This window comes from Pseudomonas gozinkensis, assembly GCF_014863585.1.
Classification (GTDB): domain Bacteria; phylum Pseudomonadota; class Gammaproteobacteria; order Pseudomonadales; family Pseudomonadaceae; genus Aquipseudomonas; species Aquipseudomonas gozinkensis.
This window is the reverse complement of the sequence record NZ_CP062253.1, coordinates 5,599,443-5,623,028: the sequence shown is the minus strand read 5'-3', so window position 1 is coordinate 5,623,028 and position 23,586 is coordinate 5,599,443. Positions and strand designations below refer to the sequence as shown.

Annotated in this window: 25 protein-coding genes; 19 read left to right on the top strand and 6 right to left on the bottom strand. The window is 60.3% G+C overall.

Annotated features, from left to right (window positions below):
- Positions 1–9: 9 nt before the first annotated feature.
- Positions 10–1,839, bottom strand: coding sequence for a hypothetical protein (locus tag IHQ43_RS25060; protein ID WP_192562458.1), 1,830 nt, complete (start codon positions 1,837–1,839; stop codon positions 10–12).
- 162 nt (positions 1,840–2,001) lie between these two features.
- Here IHQ43_RS25060 and IHQ43_RS25055 point away from each other — a divergent pair, with 162 nt between their 5' ends.
- The 3 genes from IHQ43_RS25055 (at position 2,002) to bamJ (ending at position 3,675) form a co-directional block, all read left to right on the top strand.
- Complete coding sequence (locus IHQ43_RS25055; protein ID WP_007950967.1) at positions 2,002–2,490, top strand: TIGR00645 family protein; 489 nt, start codon at positions 2,002–2,004, stop codon at positions 2,488–2,490.
- A gap of 135 nt (positions 2,491–2,625) precedes the next feature.
- The gene (locus IHQ43_RS25050; protein ID WP_007950966.1) at positions 2,626–2,931 is read left to right on the top strand and encodes a DUF6482 family protein; all 306 of its coding nucleotides are present in this window, start codon (positions 2,626–2,628) and stop codon (positions 2,929–2,931) included.
- A 126-nt stretch (positions 2,932–3,057) separates the two neighbouring features.
- Positions 3,058–3,675: a BamJ family beta-barrel-assembly machinery protein gene (gene bamJ, locus IHQ43_RS25045; RefSeq protein ID WP_007950965.1), complete on the top strand. Its 618-nt coding sequence runs from the start codon at positions 3,058–3,060 to the stop codon at positions 3,673–3,675.
- Positions 3,676–3,724: 49 nt separating this feature from the next.
- Here the strand turns inward: bamJ and IHQ43_RS25040 are convergent, their stop codons facing one another.
- The 3 genes from IHQ43_RS25040 to IHQ43_RS25030 all read right to left on the bottom strand — a co-directional run bounded on the left by IHQ43_RS25040 (position 3,725) and on the right by IHQ43_RS25030 (position 5,680).
- The gene (locus tag IHQ43_RS25040) at positions 3,725–3,982 is read right to left on the bottom strand and encodes a PA4570 family protein (RefSeq protein ID WP_007950964.1); all 258 of its coding nucleotides are present in this window, start codon (positions 3,980–3,982) and stop codon (positions 3,725–3,727) included.
- A 207-nt stretch (positions 3,983–4,189) separates the two neighbouring features.
- The gene (locus IHQ43_RS25035; RefSeq protein WP_192562457.1) at positions 4,190–4,531 is read right to left on the bottom strand and encodes a zinc ribbon domain-containing protein YjdM; all 342 of its coding nucleotides are present in this window, start codon (positions 4,529–4,531) and stop codon (positions 4,190–4,192) included.
- A 180-nt stretch (positions 4,532–4,711) separates the two neighbouring features.
- Positions 4,712–5,680 carry a polyprenyl synthetase family protein gene (locus tag IHQ43_RS25030; RefSeq protein ID WP_192562456.1) on the bottom strand — a complete coding sequence of 323 codons (969 nt, stop codon included), beginning with the start codon at positions 5,678–5,680 and terminating at the stop codon, positions 4,712–4,714.
- Positions 5,681–5,919: 239 nt separating this feature from the next.
- Here IHQ43_RS25030 and rplU point away from each other — a divergent pair, with 239 nt between their 5' ends.
- The 5 genes from rplU (at position 5,920) to IHQ43_RS25005 (ending at position 9,674) form a co-directional block, all read left to right on the top strand.
- Complete coding sequence (gene rplU / locus IHQ43_RS25025; RefSeq protein ID WP_007950961.1) at positions 5,920–6,234, top strand: 50S ribosomal protein L21; 315 nt, start codon at positions 5,920–5,922, stop codon at positions 6,232–6,234.
- Positions 6,235–6,268: 34 nt separating this feature from the next.
- Positions 6,269–6,526: a 50S ribosomal protein L27 gene (rpmA, locus tag IHQ43_RS25020; protein ID WP_016773121.1), complete on the top strand. Its 258-nt coding sequence runs from the start codon at positions 6,269–6,271 to the stop codon at positions 6,524–6,526.
- Positions 6,527–6,719: 193 nt separating this feature from the next.
- On the top strand, positions 6,720–7,943 hold the full coding sequence (gene cgtA, locus IHQ43_RS25015) for an Obg family GTPase CgtA (RefSeq protein WP_115079266.1): 1,224 nt from the start codon (positions 6,720–6,722) through the stop codon (positions 7,941–7,943).
- A 137-nt stretch (positions 7,944–8,080) separates the two neighbouring features.
- Positions 8,081–9,199 (top strand): glutamate 5-kinase, encoded by a 1,119-nt coding sequence (proB, locus tag IHQ43_RS25010; protein WP_045121906.1) that lies wholly within the window; start codon positions 8,081–8,083, stop codon positions 9,197–9,199.
- Between the two features lie 10 nt (positions 9,200–9,209).
- Positions 9,210–9,674: a CreA family protein gene (locus tag IHQ43_RS25005; protein WP_192562455.1), complete on the top strand. Its 465-nt coding sequence runs from the start codon at positions 9,210–9,212 to the stop codon at positions 9,672–9,674.
- A gap of 114 nt (positions 9,675–9,788) precedes the next feature.
- Here IHQ43_RS25005 and rpsT read toward each other — a convergent pair whose 3' ends face one another.
- On the bottom strand, positions 9,789–10,061 hold the full coding sequence (gene rpsT, locus IHQ43_RS25000; RefSeq protein ID WP_003228351.1) for a 30S ribosomal protein S20: 273 nt from the start codon (positions 10,059–10,061) through the stop codon (positions 9,789–9,791).
- A gap of 252 nt (positions 10,062–10,313) precedes the next feature.
- Here rpsT and murJ point away from each other — a divergent pair, with 252 nt between their 5' ends.
- The 6 genes from murJ to ispH all read left to right on the top strand — a co-directional run bounded on the left by murJ (position 10,314) and on the right by ispH (position 17,732).
- On the top strand, positions 10,314–11,852 hold the full coding sequence (murJ, locus tag IHQ43_RS24995) for a murein biosynthesis integral membrane protein MurJ (protein WP_192562454.1): 1,539 nt from the start codon (positions 10,314–10,316) through the stop codon (positions 11,850–11,852).
- Between the two features lie 129 nt (positions 11,853–11,981).
- Positions 11,982–12,920 (top strand): bifunctional riboflavin kinase/FAD synthetase, encoded by a 939-nt coding sequence (gene ribF / locus IHQ43_RS24990; protein ID WP_007959537.1) that lies wholly within the window; start codon positions 11,982–11,984, stop codon positions 12,918–12,920.
- Positions 12,921–12,933: 13 nt separating this feature from the next.
- Positions 12,934–15,765 (top strand): isoleucine--tRNA ligase, encoded by a 2,832-nt coding sequence (gene ileS, locus IHQ43_RS24985; RefSeq protein WP_192562453.1) that lies wholly within the window; start codon positions 12,934–12,936, stop codon positions 15,763–15,765.
- The gene (gene lspA / locus IHQ43_RS24980) at positions 15,758–16,270 is read left to right on the top strand and encodes a signal peptidase II (RefSeq protein ID WP_007959539.1); all 513 of its coding nucleotides are present in this window, start codon (positions 15,758–15,760) and stop codon (positions 16,268–16,270) included. Before ileS ends, lspA begins: the two co-directional genes overlap by 8 nt.
- A 7-nt stretch (positions 16,271–16,277) precedes the next feature.
- A complete protein-coding gene (gene fkpB, locus IHQ43_RS24975; RefSeq protein WP_192565059.1) occupies positions 16,278–16,715 on the top strand; it encodes an FKBP-type peptidyl-prolyl cis-trans isomerase in 438 nt (145 codons plus the stop codon).
- A 72-nt stretch (positions 16,716–16,787) separates the two neighbouring features.
- Positions 16,788–17,732 carry a 4-hydroxy-3-methylbut-2-enyl diphosphate reductase gene (gene ispH / locus IHQ43_RS24970; RefSeq protein WP_192562452.1) on the top strand — a complete coding sequence of 315 codons (945 nt, stop codon included), beginning with the start codon at positions 16,788–16,790 and terminating at the stop codon, positions 17,730–17,732.
- Here the strand turns inward: ispH and IHQ43_RS24965 are convergent.
- Positions 17,704–18,258 carry a GspH/FimT family pseudopilin gene (locus IHQ43_RS24965; RefSeq protein ID WP_192562451.1) on the bottom strand — a complete coding sequence of 185 codons (555 nt, stop codon included), beginning with the start codon at positions 18,256–18,258 and terminating at the stop codon, positions 17,704–17,706. The two genes, ispH and IHQ43_RS24965, sit on opposite strands and share 29 nt — an antisense overlap.
- A gap of 127 nt (positions 18,259–18,385) precedes the next feature.
- Between IHQ43_RS24965 and IHQ43_RS24960 the strand changes: the two genes are divergently transcribed.
- The 5 genes from IHQ43_RS24960 to IHQ43_RS24940 are packed head-to-tail and all read left to right on the top strand — an operon-like array spanning position 18,386 to position 23,584.
- The gene (locus IHQ43_RS24960; RefSeq protein WP_192562450.1) at positions 18,386–18,859 is read left to right on the top strand and encodes a GspH/FimT family pseudopilin; all 474 of its coding nucleotides are present in this window, start codon (positions 18,386–18,388) and stop codon (positions 18,857–18,859) included.
- Positions 18,856–19,305, top strand: coding sequence for a type IV pilus modification protein PilV (pilV, locus tag IHQ43_RS24955; RefSeq protein ID WP_192562449.1), 450 nt, complete (start codon positions 18,856–18,858; stop codon positions 19,303–19,305). The genes IHQ43_RS24960 and pilV overlap by 4 nt, the downstream gene beginning before the upstream one ends.
- Positions 19,302–20,015, top strand: a complete 714-nt coding sequence (locus IHQ43_RS24950; protein WP_192562448.1) for a PilW family protein — start codon at positions 19,302–19,304, stop codon at positions 20,013–20,015. Before pilV ends, IHQ43_RS24950 begins: the two co-directional genes overlap by 4 nt.
- 10 nt (positions 20,016–20,025) lie before the next feature.
- The gene (locus IHQ43_RS24945) at positions 20,026–20,505 is read left to right on the top strand and encodes a pilus assembly PilX family protein (protein WP_085747720.1); all 480 of its coding nucleotides are present in this window, start codon (positions 20,026–20,028) and stop codon (positions 20,503–20,505) included.
- Positions 20,492–23,584 (top strand): pilus assembly protein, encoded by a 3,093-nt coding sequence (locus IHQ43_RS24940; protein ID WP_192562447.1) that lies wholly within the window; start codon positions 20,492–20,494, stop codon positions 23,582–23,584. Before IHQ43_RS24945 ends, IHQ43_RS24940 begins: the two co-directional genes overlap by 14 nt.
- The last annotated feature ends 2 nt before the right edge of the window (positions 23,585–23,586 follow it).

Genomic DNA, 23,586 nt, shown 5'->3' with positions numbered 1-23,586 from the left:
CAGCGTCGATCAGGGCGCAGCACCCTGGGTCTGTGCCTTGTCGAGTTTGACCTCAAAGCCGTATTGCACGGTGGCGAGGTCGGTTCGCTGGTAGGTTTCCACGTGCGTCGGACGGCCGTAGAAATAATGCACGCCGAATAACGCCGGCCCTTCCGCGCTCGCGTCGTGGCTGACCGACAGAATCTGTTTCAGATAATGACCGCTGTCGTCCTTGACGAAAAATCGCCATTCGTTGGCCGGGTATCGCTTCAAATCCACCACCAGCGCGTTGTTTTTGATTTCCAGACCTTTAGGCAGGGCCTTGGCTTCATAAGCCTGTTTGTCCACCGTGGCCAGGAACAACGGCATCGAGCCGACGGCAATCGCCGGGGTTTCCGGGAACAGGTTCAGGTCGTAAGTGATCGTCGCCTGTAGCGGATCGACCTGATACGCCTCGGGTGGCAGTTCGATTGGCTCGTCGAGTTTGCCGTTGTGTTTTTCAGTGAAGAACGTCACCGGACTTTCGCCGGGGCTGAAGTCGTCGCCAAGCATTTCATCGTTGAAAGTTTTGCGGTGGTCGAACTCGATGCGCGCGGCGCTCGGTTCTTCTACCGACTGGCGGATGTGAACGCCGCTTTTCAGCTGTTCTTCAGTCAGGGATGCGCCCTTGAGCCAGTCGGACGCCTGGTCGTCGTAGACGGTGATCGGCAGGTCCAGTGGCTGCACGGTTTTTTCCGTGGTGTGCGGATCGAACTCGCGCACGGGCAGATCCAGCGCCTTGCGGGTGACGGTCGCTTCGGAAAAATCCAGCAGGCTGACTTCAAGGGTGTCGATCGGGCCGTTGAAGTACACCTTGTTGTAGTGGTGCGGATGCTGTTGCTCAAAGGCCTGCTGTTCATCGTCCAGCTTTTTTTCCAGCGCCTCGCTCCAGGCATTTTGCTGTTGCAGGTACGCCAGCTGCTTTTGATAGAACGCCACCTGCTCGGGATTTTCGTTGATGGCGCCGGCACGCACCAGATACTGGCCCGTCGAGTCGCGGGCCTGAACGATCAACGGATTGAGTCGGGCGTTGGCGACCTCCGGGGCGAGCGGCAGCTGGTTGCTGAACTCGAGTTCGGCGTAGTGCGTGTCCAGTTTCAGCAGGGTTACGCTGAGGTTGCCGTCGGAGCGGGTCTGGCCGACGTCCTTTCTATCCAGATTGAAACTGTGCAGGCGTTTCGGTGCGATGACTTCCACCTGGCCTTGCAGGCTGACCGGGCGCGGCAGGTTTTTCTTGTCGACATTCAGGCCCTCGATGAACGGGTAGGTGACAGTCAGGTCATCGGGGTTGGTGACGTTGGAGCTGGACGGACTCAGCTGAATGCCCGGATCGGTTTCCGACCATTCCGGCTGATAGGCGATAACCCGTTTGTTGCTCAGGGTTACCGATTGCCATTCCACGCCATGGGGGAACAGAAAGCCGCCGGGGATGTTGAGAACGAAGGGGAACACCGGTTGCAGGTCAGTGAGGTAATCGGAACTGGAATCCTTGTGCAGCACAAACAGGCCATTGATGAAGGTGTCGACCAGCGCCTGGGGTGTCGGATAATGCCGGAGTACGCCGAGGGCGTCTTCGCCGTATTCGGTCCGGGACGGTTTGTTGTCGAGTCGCTGCTGTGCGCGTTCGAGCAGCAGTAGCGAACCGCCGAGTTCGGTCACGGCGTCCTTGAGTTTCGGGTCGGTGATGGCGTCCAGCGATTGCTCGAACTGCGCGGTCTTCTCTTCGAGGCTGACGGCGTGCTTTTCCTCGCCGGGCGAACACCCGCCAAGCAACAGGGCGAAGCAAATTCCGGCAGTCGTTATCGGCAATCGCACATCCATTTCCAGTCGTCCTGTCCACTGTCGCTGGGCTGTCAATGGTTTGGACACTAGCAGAAAAACTTTGACACACACACGCAGGTGGCGGATTTTCGGGCGGTTTCTGGCTGTCATGGGCGACTGGTATACTCGCCGCCGATTTCAACCCTTCTTGTGTGAGAGTCAATGGAACGCTTTATCGAAAATGCAATGTACGCCACGCGCTGGCTGCTGGCGCCGATCTACATCGGGCTGTCCCTCGGGCTGCTGGCGCTGGCATTGAAATTCTTCCAGGAAGTGTTTCATGTCATTCCCAACGTTTTCTCCATGGCCGAGTCCGAGCTGATTCTGGTGCTGCTGTCGCTGATCGACATGGCGCTGGTCGGCGGCTTGCTGGTGATGGTGATGATTTCCGGCTACGAAAACTTCGTGTCCGAGCTGAACATCGATGAAGGCAAAGAGAAGCTCAGCTGGCTGGGCACCATGGACTCCTCGTCGCTGAAGATGAAGGTGGCGGCGTCGATCGTGGCGATCTCCTCGATCCACCTGCTGCGGATCTTCATGGACGCCAAGAACGTCGATCCCGAGCACCTGATGTGGTACGTGATCATCCACATGACTTTCGTGATTTCGGCGTTTGCCATGGGTTATCTGGACAAGCTCACCAAGCACTGATGAGCTGACGAGTGTTGTAACAAAACCGCCCGTCTGTTGCGAAACAGACGGGCGGTGTCGTTTGTGGCTTGTACTTTGATCGACCGAGGCATATCCCTGTAGGTCTCAAGGCTCGCCACCGCGTGAGGTGCGTTCATGAACCTGCAAGAGTTGAATGCGTTTGCCGTCGCCAGAAAGGTCGACGAACTGAACCTGATCTCCATGGAAGGCGGGATCTATCTGCTTGAAGCCCGGATGCATGGTGCGGCGTACCCGCTGAGTGATCCGCAGGGGAAAATGCTGACGCTGCGTTCGGTCGAGCATGCCCGGGATGTGCTGCATAACTTTCCAGTGCTGCCGTTCAACCTGGTGCACACCTCGGTGCACGATGAAATGTGCGGTCTTGGCGCCAGTGGTGAAGAAAGCCTGAAGGTGCCACTGGCCTGGCGATCCGCACTGTAGGCCCCGGGGCCTGATCAATGCCGGAACATCTGTGCTAGTCTGCTCGCCCTTTTGGTTCCGGGCGCGCCGGGACGCGCTGTGCACGCACGGCAAGTCCTGAGGCCGTCCGCACAGCGGAGCAGTGTCATGTCCGAAGTAAATCTGTCCACCGACGAAACCCGCGTCAGCTACGGCATTGGCCGTCAGCTGGGTGACCAGCTGCGCGACAACCCGCCACCGGGTGTCAGCCTGGACGCCATCCTGGCCGGCCTGACCGACGCATTCGCCGGTAAGGAAAGCCGTGTAAGCCAGGAAGCCATGTCCGCCAGCTTCAAGGTGATCCGCGAGATCATGCAAGCCGAAGCCGCTGCCAAGGCTGAAGCCGCCGCTGGCGAAGGCCTGGCATTCCTGGCTGAAAACGCCAAGAAAGAAGGCATCACTACGCTGGCTTCCGGCCTGCAATTCGAAGTGCTGACTCAAGGTGAAGGCGCCAAGCCATCCCGTGAAGACACCGTGCGTACTCACTACCACGGCACGCTGATCGACGGCACCGTGTTCGACAGCTCCTACGAGCGTGGCCAGCCGGCCGAATTCCCGGTGGGTGGCGTTATCGCTGGCTGGACTGAAGCCCTGCAACTGATGAATGCCGGCAGCAAATGGCGTCTGTACGTGCCGAGCGAACTGGCTTACGGCGCTCAAGGCGTTGGCAGCATCCCGCCGCACAGCGTTCTGGTGTTCGACGTCGAACTGCTCGACGTTCTGTAATCCCGTTACCCTGCACAAGCGTGGCTTGTGCAGGGTTTCTCCGCCGTTCTCATACTTCGATCTTGTTGTGCAGTTCACTGGTCGGGCGCAAGGCCCGGGCATAGCAGAACAGGAACAGATTGCGCACCAGCTCCTTGAGCACCAAGGGCTCGCTGGAACTCAGGCCGCTGACGTCCAGATCTCCTTGATCCTGCAACTCGTGCAGGGCTTCTTCTTCCAGTACCGCGCAGACTTCACCGGTTTCCCGATGCAGGATCCTGAGGTACGGGTGCGGGCGATCCAGCCAGGCGTCGATCAAATAAGTCATGGTTCTCATCTCCATTGAAAGGGTTTCAATGAGAATAATTCTTATTCGTCAAATAGCAAGCGCCTATTGGCGGTTTGTGATTTTTTGCGGGTAAAGATTGCGTAAGGTCAACACGGCTGGCGTTTGGCTATCGCATGGAATTGCTGGGGATTGCAGGGGAGGGCGAAGCTCCATCCCACGGCGGGCGCGGGATGGAAGACAGCAGACTCAGACTTTTCTGACGAACTCGGATTTGAGTTTCATCGGGCCGATGCCGTCGATCTTGCAGTCGATGTCGTGATCGCCATCGCAGAGGCGGATGTTCTTGACCTTGGTGCCGACCTTGACCACCAGCGAGGTTCCCTTGACCTTCAGGTCCTTGATCACGGTGATGGTGTCGCCGTCCTGCAGGACGTTACCGACCGAATCTTTCTTCACTGCGTCATCGGACGCCACTTCGGCTTCACCGCCGGCAGTCCACTCGTGGGCGCACTCCGGGCACACCAGTTGGGTGCCGTCTTCGTAGGTGTATTCGGAATTGCATTTCGGGCAGGGTGGCAACGTGCTCACTAAGGCTCCTTGGAGAGGATCGCTAAAAGTCGCACATTGTATAGGGTTTTACGCGAAGGAGGGCATAGTGCAGAAACAACTGTGGGAGCGAGCTTGCTCGCGAAGGCGTCAGATCAGTCAACATTTATGCTGACTGGCAGATCGCTTTCGCGAGCAAGCTCGCTCCCACAGTGGGCAGAATCAGTGCGTGCGGGCGACCGCGAACTCGCTCAGTTCAACCAGTGCATCGCGGTATTCGCTGGCCGGCAGCGCGTCGAGGCACTTGATCGCACGGGCCACGTAATCACGGGCCAGTTGCGCGGTGTATTCCAGCGAACCGGAGGCTTCCACAGCGATGCGGATGCTTTCCAGGTCTTCGATCCCGCCTTTCTGGATCGCCTGGCGTACCAGTGCCGCTTGCTCCGGAGTGCCTTCGCGCATGGTGTAGATCAGCGGCAGGGTCGGCTTGCCTTCGGCCAGATCGTCACCGACGTTCTTGCCCAGGGTTTCGGCGTCGCCCTTGTAGTCGAGCAGATCGTCAACCAACTGGAACGCCACGCCCAGGTGATCACCGAAGGTGCGCAGGGCTTCGCTCTGTTCGGCGGAGGCACCGGCCAGCGCCGCGGCGCTGTGGGTCGAAGCCTCGAACAGCATCGCGGTCTTGCCGCGGATGACTTCCATGTAGGTTTCTTCGGTGGTGCTGGCGTCGCGAACCTTGGACAGCTGCAGCACTTCGCCTTCGGCGATGATGCGCGTGGCCTGGGACAGGATCTTCATCACCGGCATCGAGCCCAGTTCGACCATCATCTCGAACGAGCGCGAGTACAGGAAGTCGCCGACCAGTACGCTCGGGGCGTTGCCCCACATGGCGTTGGCGGTCGAACGGCCACGGCGCATGCCGGACATGTCGACCACGTCGTCATGCAGCAGGGTGGCGGTGTGCAGGAATTCGATGGTGGCGGCCAGCAGGCGCATGTCGTCGCCTTCGCGACCCAGGGCCTTGCCACACAGCAGCACCAATAAAGGACGCAGGCGTTTGCCGCCGGCCGACGTGATGTAATCGCCGATTTTCGATACCAGCGGCACTCGGGAGGTCAGCTGCTTCTTGATGATGCCGTCAACGGCGCTAAAATCGTCCGCCACCGCGCGGTAGAAAGCTTGGGGTTGCATCAGCGACAGGTGCTCCAGAAGGGTTGCGCGGCATGCTAGGACCCACGTCCGGGACTGTCAAGGCGCGATGGACGGCCCCTTGCATGACTTCGAAGGCTTGCGTACAATCGCGCACCCTGAACTTCCTGGGCAGCACCTGCCTTACGCAATTGCAATCGGGCCTCCAGCCCATTGCAGCCATGCCAGCCAATACCTCTTCTTATAAAGAGCTGGGTGAGCAGGATTATCGGAGAAATACCATGTCTTATGCAGTAATCGTTACTGGTGGCAAGCAGTACAAAGTTGCACCAGGTGAATACCTGAAGATCGAAAAACTGGAAGTCGCTACTGGCGAATCCGTAACTTTTGATCGCGTTCTGTTGGTTGCCAATGGCGACGACGTGAATATCGGCGCTCCAGTTGTTGCTGGCGCTACCGTTGTGGCTGAAGTGATCTCCCAAGGTCGTCACGATAAAGTTCGCATCATCAAGTTCCGTCGTCGTAAGCACCACATGAAGCGTATGGGCCACCGCCAGTGGTACACCGAGATCAAAATCACCGGTATTCAGGCTTAATTTCAGCCTAATTCCTCACTAGGAGAATTGACTCATGGCACACAAAAAAGCTGGTGGTAGTACCCGTAACGGTCGCGACTCAGAAGCCAAACGCCTTGGCGTGAAGATGTATGGCGGCCAGGTCATCAAGGCCGGCAACATCATCGTGCGTCAGCGCGGCACCCAATTCCACGCTGGCTACGGCGTTGGCATGGGTAAAGATCACACTCTCTTCGCGAAAATCGAAGGCGTGATCAAGTTTGAAGTAAAAGGCGCCTTCGGTCGTCGTTACGTGAGCGTAATCGCAGCCTAACTGCGAGAGTGCTGGAGAAGCCCTGTCTTGCGACGGGGCTTTTTCGTTTGTGGGGTGAGTCTCTTGCAAAGCTGTTTGTATGGGCTGCCGGCGTGCGATGCAGGTCGTGGATTGGGGTCGCTGCGCTCATTTTTGCAAGAGTCTTATGTCTTGATTGTTTTTCGGCTCGTCCGTACGGCGAGAGGCGTTGGTTATGAAGTTTGTTGATGAAGTATCGATCCGCGTAAAGGCTGGTGACGGCGGCAATGGCTGCATGAGTTTCCGTCGGGAAAAATTCATTGAAAACGGCGGCCCGAACGGTGGTGACGGCGGTGACGGCGGTTCCATCTTCATGATGGCCGACGAAAACCTCAACACCCTGGTGGACTACCGTTACACCCGGCACTTCGATGCCGAGCGTGGCTCCAACGGCGGCAGCACCGATTGCACCGGCAAGAAGGGTGAAGACCTGATCCTGCGCGTGCCGGTTGGCACCACGATCATCGACTCTGCTACCCAGGAAGTTATCGGCGACCTGACCAAATCCGGTCAGAAGCTGATGGTGGTTCAGGGTGGCTGGCACGGTCTGGGCAACACCCGTTTCAAATCCAGTACCAACCGTGCGCCGCGCCAGACCACGCCGGGCAAGCCGGGCGAGCAGCGCGACCTGAAACTGGAAATGAAGGTTCTGGCTGACGTCGGCCTGCTGGGTCTGCCGAATGCCGGTAAAAGTACCTTTATCCGTTCGGTATCGGCTGCCAAGCCAAAGGTCGCCGATTATCCCTTCACTACGCTGGTGCCAAACCTGGGCGTGGTCAGCGTCGACCGCTGGAAGAGCTTCGTCATCGCTGACATCCCGGGTCTGATCGAAGGCGCTTCCGATGGTGCCGGCCTGGGGATCCGTTTCCTCAAGCACCTGGCGCGCACCCGTCTGTTGCTGCATCTCGTGGACATGGCGCCGCTGGACGAAAGCAGTGCACCGGACGCCGCTGAAGTGATCGTCAACGAGCTGATCAAGTTCAGCCCGTCCCTGGCGGAGCGTGATCGCTGGCTGGTGCTGAACAAGTGCGACCAGATTCTTGAGGAAGAGCACGAAGAGCGCGTCAAGGAAATCGTTGAGCGTCTGCAGTGGGAAGGTCCGGTCTACGTGATCTCTGCCATCGCCAAAGAGGGCACCGAGCGCCTGACGCGCGACATCATGCGTTACCTGGAAGATCGTGCCGATCGCCTGGCCAATGACCCGGCCTACAAGGAAGAGCTGGCCGACCTTGATCAGCGTATCGAAGACGAAGCCCGTGCTCAGTTGCAGGCGCTGGACGACAAGCGTGCCCTGCGTCGCAGTGGCGTGAAGTCGGTCCACGACATCGGCGACGATGACTGGGACGAAGAAGATGTGGATGACGAAGACGGTCCGGAAATCATTTACGTGCGTGACTGATTCGTTGCAGTAAACTTAAGCGCCGCTCAATCGAGCGGCGTTTTAGTATCTGGAAATCGATTGTTGGTCACGAAGAACCACGAATAACGTCACGGGCAGTGCCAGGTCGCGCTGCCCTCAAGCTAAGGTTGAAGATGATGCGGAGCAAGGTGACAGGTGCGCAGCGTTGGGTCGTGAAGATCGGCAGCGCTTTGCTGACAGCGGATGGCAAAGGGCTGGATCGCGCGGCAATGGGTGTCTGGGTCGAGCAGATGGTGGCTTTGCATGAGGCCGGCGTCGAGCTGGTGCTGGTGTCCTCCGGGGCAGTGGCGGCGGGCATGAGCCGTTTGGGCTGGACTGCGCGACCCAGTGCGATGCACGAGCTCCAGGCCGCTGCGGCAATCGGTCAGATGGGTCTGGTGCAGGCCTGGGAATCGAGCTTTGCCGAGCATGGCCGGCACACTGCGCAGATCCTCCTGACCCACGACGACCTGTCCGACCGCAAGCGTTACCTGAACGCCCGCAGCACCTTGCGCGCGCTGGTAGAGCTGAAAGTCATCCCGGTGATCAACGAGAACGATACCGTGGTTACCGACGAAATCCGCTTCGGCGACAACGACACGCTCGCGGCGCTGGTGGCCAACCTGGTCGAGGCCGATCTGCTGGTGATCCTGACGGATCGGGACGGCATGTTCGACGCCGATCCGCGCAATAACCCTGATGCGCAGCTGATTTACGAAGCGCGCGCCGATGATCCGACGCTGGATGCGGTGGCGGGCGGCACCGGTGGTGCGCTGGGGCGTGGCGGCATGCAGACCAAGCTGCGTGCGGCGCGTCTGGCGGCGCGTTCCGGGGCGCACACCATCATTGTTGGCGGGCGTCTGGAGCGCGTGCTCGATCGTCTGAAGGCGGGTGAGCGCATTGGTACGCTGCTGTCGCCTGAGCGCGGCATGCTCGCGGCGCGCAAGCAGTGGCTCGCCGGGCATCTGCAAACCCGTGGCACCCTGGTGCTGGATGACGGTGCGGTGTCCGCGTTGTCCCAAGGCAACAAAAGTTTGCTGCCGGTTGGCGTCAAGCTGGTTCAGGGCAGTTTCCGTCGCGGCGAAATGGTGGTTTGCGTGGCGCCGGACGGTCGTGAGATCGCCCGCGGCCTGGCCAACTACAGCGCGCTGGAAGCACAAAAAATCATCGGTCAGTCGTCGGATGCGATTGTCGGTTTGCTGGGTTACATGGCGGAGCCTGAACTGGTTCACCGTGACAACCTGATTCTGGTGTAAGGAAAACGCGATGCGCATGGCGAAAGGATTGTTGGGCTTGTTGATGGCGCTGCCATTGCTGGTTTCGGCCGAGGAAATCGGTCAGGTGTCGACGGTGTTCAAATTTGTCGGGCCGAATGACCGGATTGTGGTCGAGGCGTTCGATGATCCGAAGGTCGAGGGTGTGACCTGCTATCTGTCGCGCGCCAAGACTGGCGGCGTGAAGGGTGGCTTGGGTCTGGCCGAGGATCGTGCCGAAGCGTCCATTGCTTGTCGTCAGGTCGGACCGATCAGCTTCAAGGGTGAGTTGAAGGATGGCGATGAGGTGTTCAAGGAGCGCACTTCGCTGGTGTTCAAGACCATGCAGGTGGTGCGATTCCTCGACAAGAAGCGCAATACGCTGGTGTATCTGGTCTACAGCGATCGTCTGATCGAGGGTAGCCCGCAGAATGCGGTGACAGCGATCCCGATTCTGCCGTGGGCGTCGGCTCATTAATCGCGCGTAAAAAAAAGAGGGGCCGGTTGGCTCCTCTTTTTTTGGCCTTGATTTCAGCAAATCGAAGGCAATAAAAAACCGACCCTGAGGTCGGTTTTTTAATGACTACGTCGCTTAGGCAGCTTCTTTCAGTGCCTTGACGTGGCCATTCAGACGGCTCTTATGACGAGCAGCCTTGTTCTTGTGGATGATGCCTTTATCGGCCATGCGGTCGATAACTGGCACAGCCAGAACGTATGCAGCTTGAGCTTTTTCAGCGTCTTTTGCGTCGATGGCTTTAACTACATTCTTGATGTAGGTACGAACCATGGAACGCAGGCTGGCGTTGTGGCTGCGACGCTTCTCAGCCTGTTTTGCACGTTTTTTGGCGGAAGGTGAGTTGGCCACCGTCGAGCTCCTCGAAAGACTTTTTAGGAAATAGCAAACAAAATAGGCCGCGAATCATGCCGATGAAGAGATGTCTTGTCAAGGGCGCTTGAGACGTTCCGCTAAGTGGTAGGTATAAAGAGGCGGGATATTTATTTCCGGCGCTTGACCTGTAAACTCGCGAGCTTTGGCTCTGTGCTGTTGCGGCGCGGAGTATCGCACAAGTGGGCGCGTTATTCGCCTGCTGTTTATCGACAGGCACACATTCCTTCAATGAATCTGCTCAAATCGTTGGCCGCCGTCAGCTCTATCACGATGCTTTCCCGGATTCTCGGGTTTGTTCGCGACACGCTCATCGCCCGCACTTTCGGCGCCGGAATGGCGACCGATGCCTTCTTCATCGCCTTCAAACTGCCCAATCTGCTACGCAGGATTTTCGCCGAGGGTGCGTTTTCCCAGGCTTTTGTGCCAATCCTCGCCGAATATAAAAGCCAGAAGGGCGAGGAGGCGACCCGCACCTTTGTTGCTTACGTTTCCGGCCTGCTGACGCTGGTACTGGCGCTGGTCACCGCGCTGGGTATGATCGCCGCGCCCTGGGTGATCTGGGCCACGGCCCCGGGCTTCGCCGACACGCCGGAAAAATTCCAGCTGACCTCCGACCTGCTGCGAGTGACCTTCCCCTATATATTGCTGATCTCCCTGTCCTCGCTGGCCGGTGCGATCCTCAATACCTGGAACCGTTTCTCGGTGCCGGCATTCGTGCCGACCCTGCTCAACGTCAGCATGATCGTGTTTTCGCTGTTCCTGACACCGTACTTCGATCCGCCGGTCATGGCCCTCGGTTGGGCGGTGCTGGTCGGTGGCCTGGCGCAGTTGCTCTATCAACTGCCGCACCTGAAAAAGATCGGCATGCTGGTGCTGCCACGTCTGAATCTGCGCGATACCGGCGTCTGGCGGGTGATGAAGCAGATGTTGCCGGCGATCATTGGCGTCTCGGTCAGCCAGATTTCCCTGATCATCAACACCATTTTCGCCTCGTTCCTGGTGGCGGGCTCGGTGTCGTGGATGTATTACGCCGACCGTCTGATGGAGCTGCCGTCCGGTGTGCTGGGCGTGGCGCTGGGTACCATCCTGCTGCCGACATTGGCGAAGACCTACGCCAGCAAGGACCGTCACGAGTATTCGCGGATTCTCGACTGGGGCCTGCGCCTGTGCTTCGTGCTGGTGCTGCCGTGTGCACTGGCGCTGGGGATTCTGGCTGAGCCGTTGACGGTTTCGCTGTTCCAGTACGGGCAGTTCAGCGGTTTTGACGCGGCCATGACACAGCGGGCGTTAATTGCCTATTCTGTCGGTCTGCTCGGGATCATCGTGATCAAAGTGCTGGCGCCGGGCTTCTATGCGCAACAGAACATCCGTACGCCGGTAAAAATCGCAATCTTCACCCTGGTCGTCACTCAACTGTTCAACCTGGTGTTGATTGGCCCTCTGGCGCACGCCGGTCTGGCACTGGCGATCAGCGCCGGTGCCTGCCTGAATGCCGGGCTGCTGTTCTATCAACTGCGCAAGCAGCAGATGTACCAACCGCAGCCGGGCTGGCTGAAGTTCGGTTTCAAGCTTGTGGTTGCGGTGGCGGTGATGTCGGCGGTGCTGTTGATCGGCATGCATTTCATGCCTGCGTGGGATCAGGGCCACATGCTTGAGCGCTTCCTGCGCCTGGGCGCGTTGGTGGTAGCTGGCGTGATCGCTTATTTCGGCATGTTGCTGCTGCTCGGTTTCCGCCTGCGCGACTTCAATCGCAAGGCGTTGAGCTGAGGTTTCACCCTTGAAAGACGGGCGCGAGCCGGCAGTTTTGTCGGCTCGATCACTTTGGGTTACGGTGTTGCCTGTCGTCGGCCGTCGGGTGTGGTTATAATCGGCCACTTTATGAGCAAGAAGCGCGTTATGCAGCTGGTTCGAGGCCTCCACAATCTGCGCCCCCAGCATCGGGGCTGCGTCGCCACTATTGGCAACTTTGACGGTGTTCACCGTGGTCACCAGGCCATTCTGGCCCGACTGCGTGAGCGTGCGCTCGAGTTGGGCGTACCCAGCTGCGTGGTGATTTTCGAGCCGCAGCCACGGGAATTCTTCGCCCCTGAGACCGCACCGGCGCGTCTGGCCCGGTTGCGCGACAAGCTGCAACTGCTGGCCGCCGAAGGTGTTGACCGGGTCTTGTGCCTGGCCTTCAACCAGCGCTTGAGCAAGCTCAGCGCCAGCGAGTTCGTCGATACGATTTTGGTCGATGGCCTCGGCGTGCAGCATCTGGAGGTCGGTGACGATTTCCGCTTCGGTTGCGACCGTCTCGGCGATTTCGATTTCCTGTTGCAGGCCGGGCAGGTCCACGGTTTTACCGTGGAAGCCGCGCAAACCGTCGAGCTGGATGGCATTCGCGTCAGCAGCACTCAGGTGCGCAACGCGTTGGCCGCTGCCGATTTTGCGTTGGCTGAACGCTTGCTTGGCCGCCCGTACCGGATTGCCGGTCGCGTGCTGCATGGTCAGAAACTGGCCCGCCAACTGGGTACGCCCACGGCGAACATTCAACTCAAGCGCCGTCGCGTGCCGTTTACCGGGGTTTACCTGGTCGACGTCGATATCGACGGCAAGACCTGGCCCGGCGTCGCCAACATCGGCGTGCGGCCCACAGTCCAGGGTGATGGCAAGGCCCACCTTGAAGTCCATCTTTTAGATTTTGCCGGCGATCTGTATGACCGGCGTTTGACGGTGGTTTTCCACCAGAAGCTGCGTGAAGAGCAGCGTTTCGCCTCCCTGGAGGCATTGAAAACGGCGATCAGCGCGGATGTCGCCGCCGCCCGTGCACTAGCCGCACCTAGCGCCCATCGCTAATGAAGAGCCTTAAATGACCGACTATAAAGCCACGCTAAACCTTCCGGACACCGCCTTCCCAATGAAGGCCGGCCTGCCACAGCGCGAACCGCAGATCCTGCAGCGCTGGGACAGTATTGGCCTGTACGGAAAGTTGCGCGAGATTGGCAAGGATCGTCCGAAGTTCGTCCTGCACGACGGCCCTCCGTACGCCAACGGTACGATCCACATCGGTCACGCACTGAACAAGATTCTCAAGGACATGATCATCCGCTCGAAGACCCTGTCGGGCTTCGACGCGCCGTATGTCCCGGGCTGGGATTGCCACGGTCTGCCGATCGAGCACAAGGTTGAAGTGACCCACGGCAAGAACCTGGGCGCGGACAAGACCCGCGAACTGTGCCGTGCCTACGCCACCGAGCAGATCGAAGGGCAGAAGTCCGAATTCATCCGTCTCGGCGTGCTGGGCGACTTCGCCAACCCGTACAAGACCATGGACTTCAAGAACGAGGCCGGTGAAATCCGCGCCCTCGCCGAAATCGTCAAGGGCGGTTTCGTGTTCAAGGGCCTGAAGCCTGTGAACTGGTGCTTCGATTGCGGTTCGGCCCTGGCCGAGGCGGAAGTCGAGTACGAGAACAAGAAGTCCTCGACCATCGACGTAGCCTTCCCGATCGCTGACGAGGCCAAGCTGGCCGCCGCGTTCGGTCTGCCGTCGCTGGGCAAACCTGCCTCGATCGTGATCTGGACCACCACCCCGTGGACCATCCCGGCCAACCAGGCGCTGAACGTTCACCCGGAATTCACCTACGCGCTGGTCGACATCGGCGACAAGCTGCTGGTGCTGGCTGAAGAGCTGGTCGAATCCTGCCTGACCCGTTACGGCGTCGAAGGCACTGTATTGGCCACCGCGCCGGGCTCGGCGCTGGAACTGATCAATTTCCGTCACCCGTTCTATGACCGTCTGTCGCCGGTGTACCTGGCCGACTACGTGGAACTGGGCGCCGGCACCGGCGTGGTTCACTCCGCCCCGGCCTATGGCGTGGACGACTTCGTGACCTGCAAGAAATACGGCATGGTCAACGACGACATCCTCAACCCGGTACAGAGCAACGGCGTCTACGTGCCGTCGCTGGAGTTCTTCGGCGGCCAGTTCATCTGGAAGGCCAACCCGGCCATCGTCGACAAGCTGACCGAAGTCGGTGCGCTGATGCACACCACCGTCATCGAACACAGCTACATGCACTGCTGGCGTCACAAGACCCCGCTGATCTACCGCGCCACCGCGCAGTGGTTCATCGGCATGGACAAAGAGCCAGTCAGCGGCGACACCCTGCGCGTGCGCTCGCTCAAGGCCATCGAAGACACCAGGTTCGTTCCGGCCTGGGGCCAGGCGCGCCTGCACTCGATGATCGCCAATCGTCCGGACTGGTGCATCTCCCGTCAGCGCAACTGGGGCGTGCCGATCCCGTTTTTCCTGAACAAGGAAAGCGGCGAACTGCACCCACGTACCGTCGAGCTGATGGAAGAAGTCGCCAAGCGCGTTGAAGTCGAAGGCATCGAAGCCTGGTTCAAACTGGACGCTGCCGAGCTGCTGGGCGATGAAGCCCCGCAATACGACAAGATCAGCGACACCCTCGATGTCTGGTTCGACTCGGGCACCACGCACTGGCACGTCCTGCGCGGTTCGCACCCGATGGGCCACGAGACCGGCCCGCGTGCCGACCTGTACCTGGAAGGTTCGGACCAGCACCGTGGCTGGTTCCACTCTTCCCTGCTGACCGGTTGCGCCATCGACAACCACGCGCCGTACCGCGAGCTGCTGACTCACGGCTTCACCGTGGACGAGTCCGGGCGCAAGATGTCCAAGTCCCTGGGCAACGTGATCGCGCCGCAGAAAGTCAACGACACCCTGGGCGCCGACATCATGCGTCTGTGGGTCGCGTCGACCGACTACTCCGGCGAGATGGCCGTGTCCGAGCAGATCCTGCAGCGCAGTGCGGACGCCTACCGTCGTATCCGTAACACCGCGCGCTTCCTGCTTTCCAACCTGACCGGTTTCAACCCGGCCACCGACCTGCTGCCGGCCGAAGACATGCTGGCACTGGATCGCTGGGCGGTAGATCGCACCCTGCTGCTGCAACGCGAACTGCAAGAGCACTACGGCGAATACCGTTTCTGGAACGTCTACTCGAAGATCCACAACTTCTGCGTGCAGGAGCTGGGTGGTTTCTATCTGGACATCATCAAGGACCGCCAGTACACCACCGGCGCCGACAGCAAGGCCCGTCGTTCGTGCCAGACCGCGCTGTTCCACATCTCCGAAGCGCTGGTGCGCTGGATCGCGCCGATCCTGGCTTTCACCGCCGACGAGCTGTGGCAATACCTGCCGGGCGAGCGCAACGAATCGGTGATGCTCAACACCTGGTATGAAGGCCTGACCGAGTTGCCGGAAGGCTTCGAGCTGGGTCGCGAGTACTGGGATCGCATCATGGAAGTGAAGGTTGCGGTCAACAAAGAGATGGAAATCCAGCGCGCGGCGAAGGCCGTCGGTGGCAACCTGCAAGCCGAAGTGACGCTGTTCGCCGAAGACGCGCTGACCGCCGACCTGGCCAAACTGAGCAACGAGCTGCGCTTTGTCCTGATCACCTCGACTGCCACTGTTGCGCCGTTCGTGCAGGCTCCGGCCGATGCTGTGGTCACCGAAGTCAGCGGCCTGAAGCTGAAGATCGTCAAATCCGCCTTCCCGAAATGTGCCCGTTGCTGGCACTGCCGCGAAGACGTCGGCGTGAACCCGGAGCATCCGGAAATCTGCGGCCGTTGCGTGGACAACATCGATGGCGCCGGCGAGGTTCGTCACTATGCCTAATGCCGTTGGCCGTTTCGGACGGCTGAGCTGGCTCTGGTTGAGCTTGCTGGTTCTGGTCATCGACCAGGCCAGCAAGTTCTACTTCGAAGGCAAGCTCGAGATGTTCCAGCAGATCGTGATCATCCCTGATTACTTCAGCTGGACCCTGGCCTACAACACCGGCGCTGCCTTCAGCTTCCTCGCGGACAGCTCCGGCTGGCAGCGCTGGCTGTTCGCGCTGATCGCGATTGCGGTCAGTGCGGTGCTGGTCGTCTGGCTCAAGCGTCTGGGTCGCAACGAAACCTGGCTGGCCATCGCGCTGGCGCTGGTGCTGGGCGGCGCGTTGGGTAATCTGTACGACCGCATTGCCCTGGGCCATGTGATCGATTTCATTCTGGTGCACTGGCAGAACCGCTGGTACTTCCCGGCGTTCAACTTCGCCGACAGCGCCATCACCGTTGGCGCGGTGATGCTGGCACTGGATATGTTCAAAAGTAAGAAAACCGGAGAAACCGTTCATGACTGAACAGGTATTGGCTGAGCAACGCATCGGCCAGAACACGGAAGTCACCTTGCACTTTGCATTGCGCCTGGAGAACGGCGACACGGTCGACAGCACTTTCGACAAAGCCCCTGCGACTTTCAAGGTCGGCGACGGCAACCTGCTGCCGGGCTTCGAGGCGGCGCTGTTCGGCTTCAAGGCCGGCGACAAGCGTACCCTGACCGTCGAGCCGGAAAACGCCTTCGGCCAGCCGAACCCGCAAAACGTACAGATCATCCCGCGTTCGCAGTTTGCGGACATGGAACTGTCGCCGGGACTGCTGGTGATCTTCAACGATGCGGCCAATACTGAGCTGCCGGGTGTGGTGAAAGCGTTCGACGACGCGCAAGTGACCGTCGACTTCAACCACCCGCTGGCTGGCAAGACGCTGACCTTTGACGTGGAAATCTTCTCCGTCAAAGCGCTGTAATCGCTGTTCTGCAGGGGCCGCACCGGCTCCTGCATTGATCTGAATTTTCGCGCGCAAGACACGAGGCACAGCATGCAAATCAAACTCGCCAACCCCCGTGGCTTCTGTGCCGGCGTGGACCGGGCGATCGAAATCGTCAACCGCGCCCTGGAAGTCTTCGGGCCGCCGATCTACGTGCGTCACGAAGTGGTGCACAACAGGTTCGTTGTCGAGGACCTGCGCAATCGTGGCGCGATCTTCGTCGAAGAACTGGATCAGGTGCCGGATGACGTCATCGTGATCTTCAGTGCCCACGGCGTCTCGCAAGCCGTGCGCACCGAAGCCGCCGGCCGTGGCCTGAAAGTGTTCGACGCCACCTGTCCGCTGGTGACCAAGGTGCACATCGAAGTTGCGAAATACAGCCGTGACGGTCGTGAGTGCATCCTGATCGGCCACGCCGGTCATCCGGAGGTCGAAGGCACCATGGGCCAGTACGACGTCAGCAATGGCGGCGCGATCTATCTCGTCGAAGACGAGAAGGATGTCGCCGAGTTGCAGGTACATGATCCGGACAAACTGGCCTTCGTCACCCAGACCACCTTGTCCATGGATGACACCAGCCGTGTTATCGACGCACTGCGTACGCGTTTCCCGGCCATTGGCGGGCCGCGCAAGGACGATATCTGCTACGCCACCCAGAACCGTCAGGACGCGGTCAAGCAGCTGGCCGACGAGTGCGACGTGGTGTTGGTGGTGGGCAGCCCGAACAGCTCCAACTCCAACCGCCTGCGTGAGCTGGCCGAACGCATGTCCACCCCGGCCTACCTGATCGATGGCGCCGAAGACCTGCAAAAGAGCTGGTTCGACGGTGTCGAGCGTATCGGCATCACCGCCGGCGCCTCCGCCCCGGAAGTACTGGTGCGTGGCGTGATCCAGCAGTTGCATGCCTGGGGCGCCACCGGTGCCGACGAACTGGCCGGGCGTGAGGAGAACATCACGTTCTCGATGCCTAAAGAGCTGCGCGTCCGCTCGATCTGATCGCTTTATCCTTTCGACACAACGCCTGTTCAGCCTTTTGGCTGGCCAGGCGTACGCGACCGGTCGCCGCCAGCACCACCTGAAGCTGGCTGACCGGCTCGCGAGCCGAGCATAAATGTAACGTCCCCGCCTGAAACTTCCGGTCCGGCACCAGTGGCTGGCCCAGGCTGCTGAAGCGTATGTACCGGCTCACCAGCCAGTTGCCGACAATCGGTATTCGTCCGTCACTCGCCTGCTCGATCAGCAATGGATTCGTGGCATCTCCCGATCCCTTTCCGCTGATATCCAGAATGATCCGCCAGCCCTGGCTCCAGTCATCGTTGATGCCATGGATCACCACGCTCTGATTGCGCGTGATGGCCATGGTCCGGGCATTGCGGATCCCGTCGAGCAAAGACTGAGCGGCCTGCTGCCGCCGGTTTGATTCGGTGAAGTCCGCCAGCGCCGGACTGACCAGCGACAGAACAATTGCGCCGATCGCCAGTCCCATAAGCAGTTCGACCAGACTGAAACCCTGTTGCGGCATGCGCGCGTCCTCCCTGGATTGTGCACAGCGGCGCAATCCGTGCGCCGTTCGCGGTAAATCAACCGGCGCATGCCGGTCGAATGTTCTAGGTTTGTACAGGTATAGCCGACGGCAACGGAGGGCATCGATGGATCATCGTACAAAAGGTTTCACACTGATCGAGCTGTTGGTGGCGGTCGCGGTGTTTGTGATCCTGATCACGATGGCGGTGCCGGCGTTCACCCGTTCGGTGCAGGGCAGCAAGGCCGACACCGAAGTCGGCGACCTGCAACGGGCCCTCAATTATGCACGGCTCGAGGCGATCAACCGGGGCATCACCACCCGCTTGCGGCCGAGCGCCGGCGGCAGCGTCTGGACCGGCGAGTTGTCGGTCTACGACAGTACTGGCACTCCGGCCAATGTATTGCGGGTTGTTCCAGCGATGAGCAGCGGCGCGACTCTGACGCTACCCTCTGGAGTGACCGCGCTGGATTTCAACAATCTGGGGGGGCTGGCGGCACCGTCCACGGCGGTGGTCATCAGTTACACGCTGGGAACGCAAAGCAGGACGCTGAACGTGTGTCTGAACGGACGAATTCAATTGGGTGGAAATTGCGGATGAGGGCAGGGAGCAAGCGCGCACAGGAGGGCATGACGCTGATCGAAGTGCTGGTCGCGTTGTTGATTCTGACGGTCGGGTTACTGGGCGCGGCGGCGGTTCAGCTCAATGCGCTGAAGTACACCGACAGTTCGCGCATGACCAGTCAGGCGAGTTTCATCGCCTACGACATGATGGACCGGATCCGCGCCAACTCGGGCGCCGATTACACCGTCACACCGCCCACCACGGGCAACCTGAGCGTCGCCCGGGATCAGGATCTCTACGACTTCACCACCAACATCGTCAATTTCGGCGGCCCGACCGCCACCGGCAGCATCACCCTCAATCAACGCGTGTACACCATCACCATCACCTGGAGTGACGCGCGCGCCGCCAATACGGCCAGTGCGCCCCGCAGCTTTGTCCTGACCAGCCGCGCCGCGGTCGACCCGGTGGCCACGCCATGAAGCGCCATAACCTGGGCTTCGGCCTGATCGAAATGCTGGTCGCCCTGGCGTTGGGGCTGATCGTGGTGCTCGGTGTGGTGCAGATTTTCCTGGCGGCAAAAAACACCTACGTCAGCCAGAACAGCGCCGCCGCCATGCAGGAAGATGCGCGGTTCGTGCTGAGCAAGATGATTCAGGAACTGCGCATGGTGGGCATGTTCGGTTGCCTGGGCACGATTACCGATTCCAGCTCGGCGGGGGATTTCAATGGGGCCCAGATCACACCGATCAGTTGGGACAACGCCAACCTCAAGCTGACCCTGGTCACCGCCGATGTCGGCAGCGCGGGCGGGACACCGACCTGGACCGTGGTCTCCGATTGCCGCAACAGCGCCACCGCTTATACCGGCGCGCGGGCGGCGGCGACGGGACAGATCGCGTTTCCGATCCGTCGGCTGGTCTATAGCTTCAGCAACAACCAGATTCTGATGGGCACCGGCAGCGGCAATCCGGCCCAGCAGGTGCTGGTGAACAACGTCAGTGCGTTCACCGTGATGTTTGGTTTGGCGAGTTCCGCGACCGACGTCGCGGCGTCCACCTACAGCGCCAACCCCGGTGATCCGGCGCGGATCCGCAGCGTGCGCCTGAGCCTGACCCTCACTGACCCGAACAACCGGGTCCGCAATCAAACCTTCAACGTGGTTGCCGCCTTGCGCAACCGCTTGCAGTGAGGGGCGAACGATGAACGTTTCTCTCCACCGGCGGCGGTCCCAAGGCGGCATGGTGTTGCTGGTCAGCCTGGTGTTTCTGCTGCTTCTGACGGTGATCGGCCTGTCATCGATGCAGAGCGCCAACCTGCAGGAAAAAATGGCTGGCAGCGTGAGCCTGCGCAATCAATCCTTCCAGACTGCCGAGGCGGCGCTGCGCATCGGCGAAAGCGCGGTGCAACTGGATGGCTACGCGTTGGCGGTGTGCGCCAGCACCACTCAATGTGCGCCGCCGGCGGAATCCTCGGTGGTCAGCGCTGCGGGGCTCAATTCCACATCGGGCGTGACCTGGATCGCCGCTGGCAGCGGGTTTTACGGAGTACAGAACATCGGCACGACCCTGACGGCGGTGAACGTGCCGAGCAACACCTCGGCGACCTTGTACCGGGTCACGGCCGTCGGCATCGCCGGCACTTCGCGCAGTGTGGTGGAGAGTGTCTATGCGAAGTACTGAGCGACGCTTCAAGTGGCTGTCGCTGCTGCTTGGCATGCTGACCGGGCTTTATCTGGCTGTACCGGCGTTTGCTTTCACGCCGTCCGATTCGCCACTGTTGAGCGCGGCTGCCGTGCCACCGAACGTCATGTTGATGATCGACGACTCGGGCAGCATGAACAGCATCATCTACGCGACGGGTTTTGATCCGACCGTGGATCGCACGGCGGCCCGGCAGTGCAACGCGGTCATCGGCCTGTGCCTGAGCTCGACCGCCATTACCGGTGATACGATCTTTCTCTCGAGCCTGCCGACCTCCGGCTGTTCCGGCGGCGCCTATGCGTTCTACAACAACAGCCTGACGCCGCTCTGTCTGAAGCTGCCGGATCCGGTGGGCAGTGGCAACACCCGCTATTCGGCGGATTACATTTCCTACGTGGTGAGTCTGGCGATCAACAACGGCACACGCGACTTCACCACCGGGGCGATTCCCAACGATTACCGGATCAACGTGGCGCGCAACGTTTCCACCGCACTGGTCACCAGCAACCGCAACCTGCGCATGGGCCTTGCCACCTTCAACCCGGCCACCAGCAACAACCCCGGCAACGGCGGTTTCATTGCGCGCTCCATCAGCGACCTGTCACCGGTCAGCGGCAGCGTGACCCAGGCCCAGGCCGACACCAACTACAACGCACTGATTTCCTCGATCAACGGTCTGAGCGCGGTGGCCAACACGCCGCTGGCCGAGACCTACTACGAAATCACCCGCTACATGCGCGGGATGGCGCCGTACTACAACAGCACGCCGAGCACCTACACCAGCCCGATCCAGTATCGCTGCCAGAAAAACTACGGCGTGGTCATCACCGATGGTTTGCCGACCTACGACCGCACCTTTCCGAACAATGACCCGCTGGGTGGCAGCCGCTTGCCGAACTGGGACGGCATCAACAATGACGGGAACAACCTGAACGGGGACGGCGAGGGCGATACGCTGTACCTGGACGATATCGCCAAGTTCGCCTTCGACATCGACATGCGTTCCTCCGGCACCGACGCGGCGGGCAAGAGCTGGAATGCCGTGGATTTTCCCAGGCAGAACATGAACACCTACACCGTGGGTTTCACGGCTTCCAACGACATGCTCTCGGACGCCGCCGATTACGGACAGGGCCGCTACTACCAGGCGACCGACAGCGCCGGCCTGAATGCCGCGCTGTCTTCGGCGTTGAGCGACATCACCTCCAAGGCCGGCTCCGGCGGCAGCGGTGTCGCCAGTGGCACCACGCTGGCGAGCGGCACCAGTTATTTCCAGACCAGTTATGACCCCAAGGACTGGCGCGGCACGATCAAGTCCTTTGGCTTCACCTCGGCCGGGGCGGTCAACACATCGGCGGTATTGTGGACCACTGACACCGCCATCGTGCCCGGCGCCACCGCGCCGACCTACCAGTCGTGGAACACCCTGAACAACGCGGCGGTGACGCTGGCCTACGGTAACTTCGCCCCGGCTCAGCAGACCGTTCTCAGCCAGGGTTTGCCCACCGGCATCAGCGGCATCGACCTGGTCGAATGGAGCAAGGGCACCAACAAGTCCGGGCTAAAAGTGCGCAGCGTATTGCTCGGGGACATCATCAACTCGCCGCTGGTGCTGGCTTCGCCCACGGAAAAAACCGCCTCCGATCTGGCCGGTGACACCACTTACAGTACCTACCTGACCACCAAGGCTTCGAACATGAATGCCAGCCTGGTGGTGAACGCCAATGATGGTTTTGTCAGCGTCATCAACTCGGCCAACGGTACCCGACGCTATGCCTACATGCCGTCCAGCGTATTGCCCTCGCTGCGCCTGATTGCCGATCCGAACTACGTCAATGGCGTCAGCCACAAGTTTCTGGTGGACGGTCAGTTGGGTGTATTCGACGCCCAATTCGGCACGGCCTGGAAAACCCTGGCCATCGGCGGCACAGGGGCGGGCGGCAAGACTTTCTACGGGCTCCAGCTGTTCGACGCCTCGGCGGGTAACGTCATCCGCGCCTTGTGGGAAGTCAGCGCGCCGACCACCGCCAGCACCTCCAACGCTTTCAATGATCTGGGTTACGCCTATGCCCGTCCGGAAGTGGCACGCTTGGCCGATGGTCGCTGGGCGGCGTTTATCGCCAACGGTTACGGCAGCAACTCCGGGGTGGCGGCACTGTATGTGCTGGATGTACGCGATGGTTCGCTGATCAAGAAAATCGTCATCGACAGTACGGAAACCACCAACGGCTTGTCCTCGGTGAAGCTGCGGGTCAATTCGCAGAACGTGGTGCAGGCCGCGTATGGCGGCGACTTGAAGGGACGGTTGTGGAAGTTCGACCTGAGCGCCACGTCGTCCGATAGCTGGGGCGTAGCGTTTTCTGGCAAGCCGTTATTTACCGCGGCTGGCGGGGCGACTCAGCCAATCACCGCTCAACCGTTGCTGGCGGATAACGCTCTGGGCGGCAAACAGATTTTCTTCGGCACCGGCAAGTTCAACGAAACCGCCGACAAGACCAACAAGGATTTGCAGGCGTTCTATTCGGTGTGGGACGCCGATGGCGGGTCGGGCCAGATCACGGTCAGCAGTCTGCAGGCGCAGGCGGTTACCGGGGTGTTCTCCGGCAGTACCGGGCAATTCGTCACCACCAGCCAGAACGACACGACTTATCCGACGGAGAAGGGCTGGTATCTGCCGCTGGTGTACAACAACGCATTGACCGGCGAACGGGTGATCAATCAGGCCAGTCTCGTGCTGGGACGCATTGTTTTCACCACGGCCAGTGTCGACACCACCGACCCGTGTTCCAGTTTCGGCACCGGTAAACTGGTCGAACTCGATGCGTTCAGCGGTAAGATGCTCAACTACGCGGTGCTCGACACCAACGCCGACGGCGTGGTCGACAGCAACGACACGATTTCCAGCGGCGTAGTGTTCAGCGGCGGTATCCCGACCCTGAATGCCATCGTCAACGGTGCATCACGCAAGGTCGTGAACGATTCCAGTGGCGGTATCACCACCCTGGTGGAAAAATCCGGCGGCGGCAGCCGTCGTATCATGTGGCGGCAAATTCAGTAAGC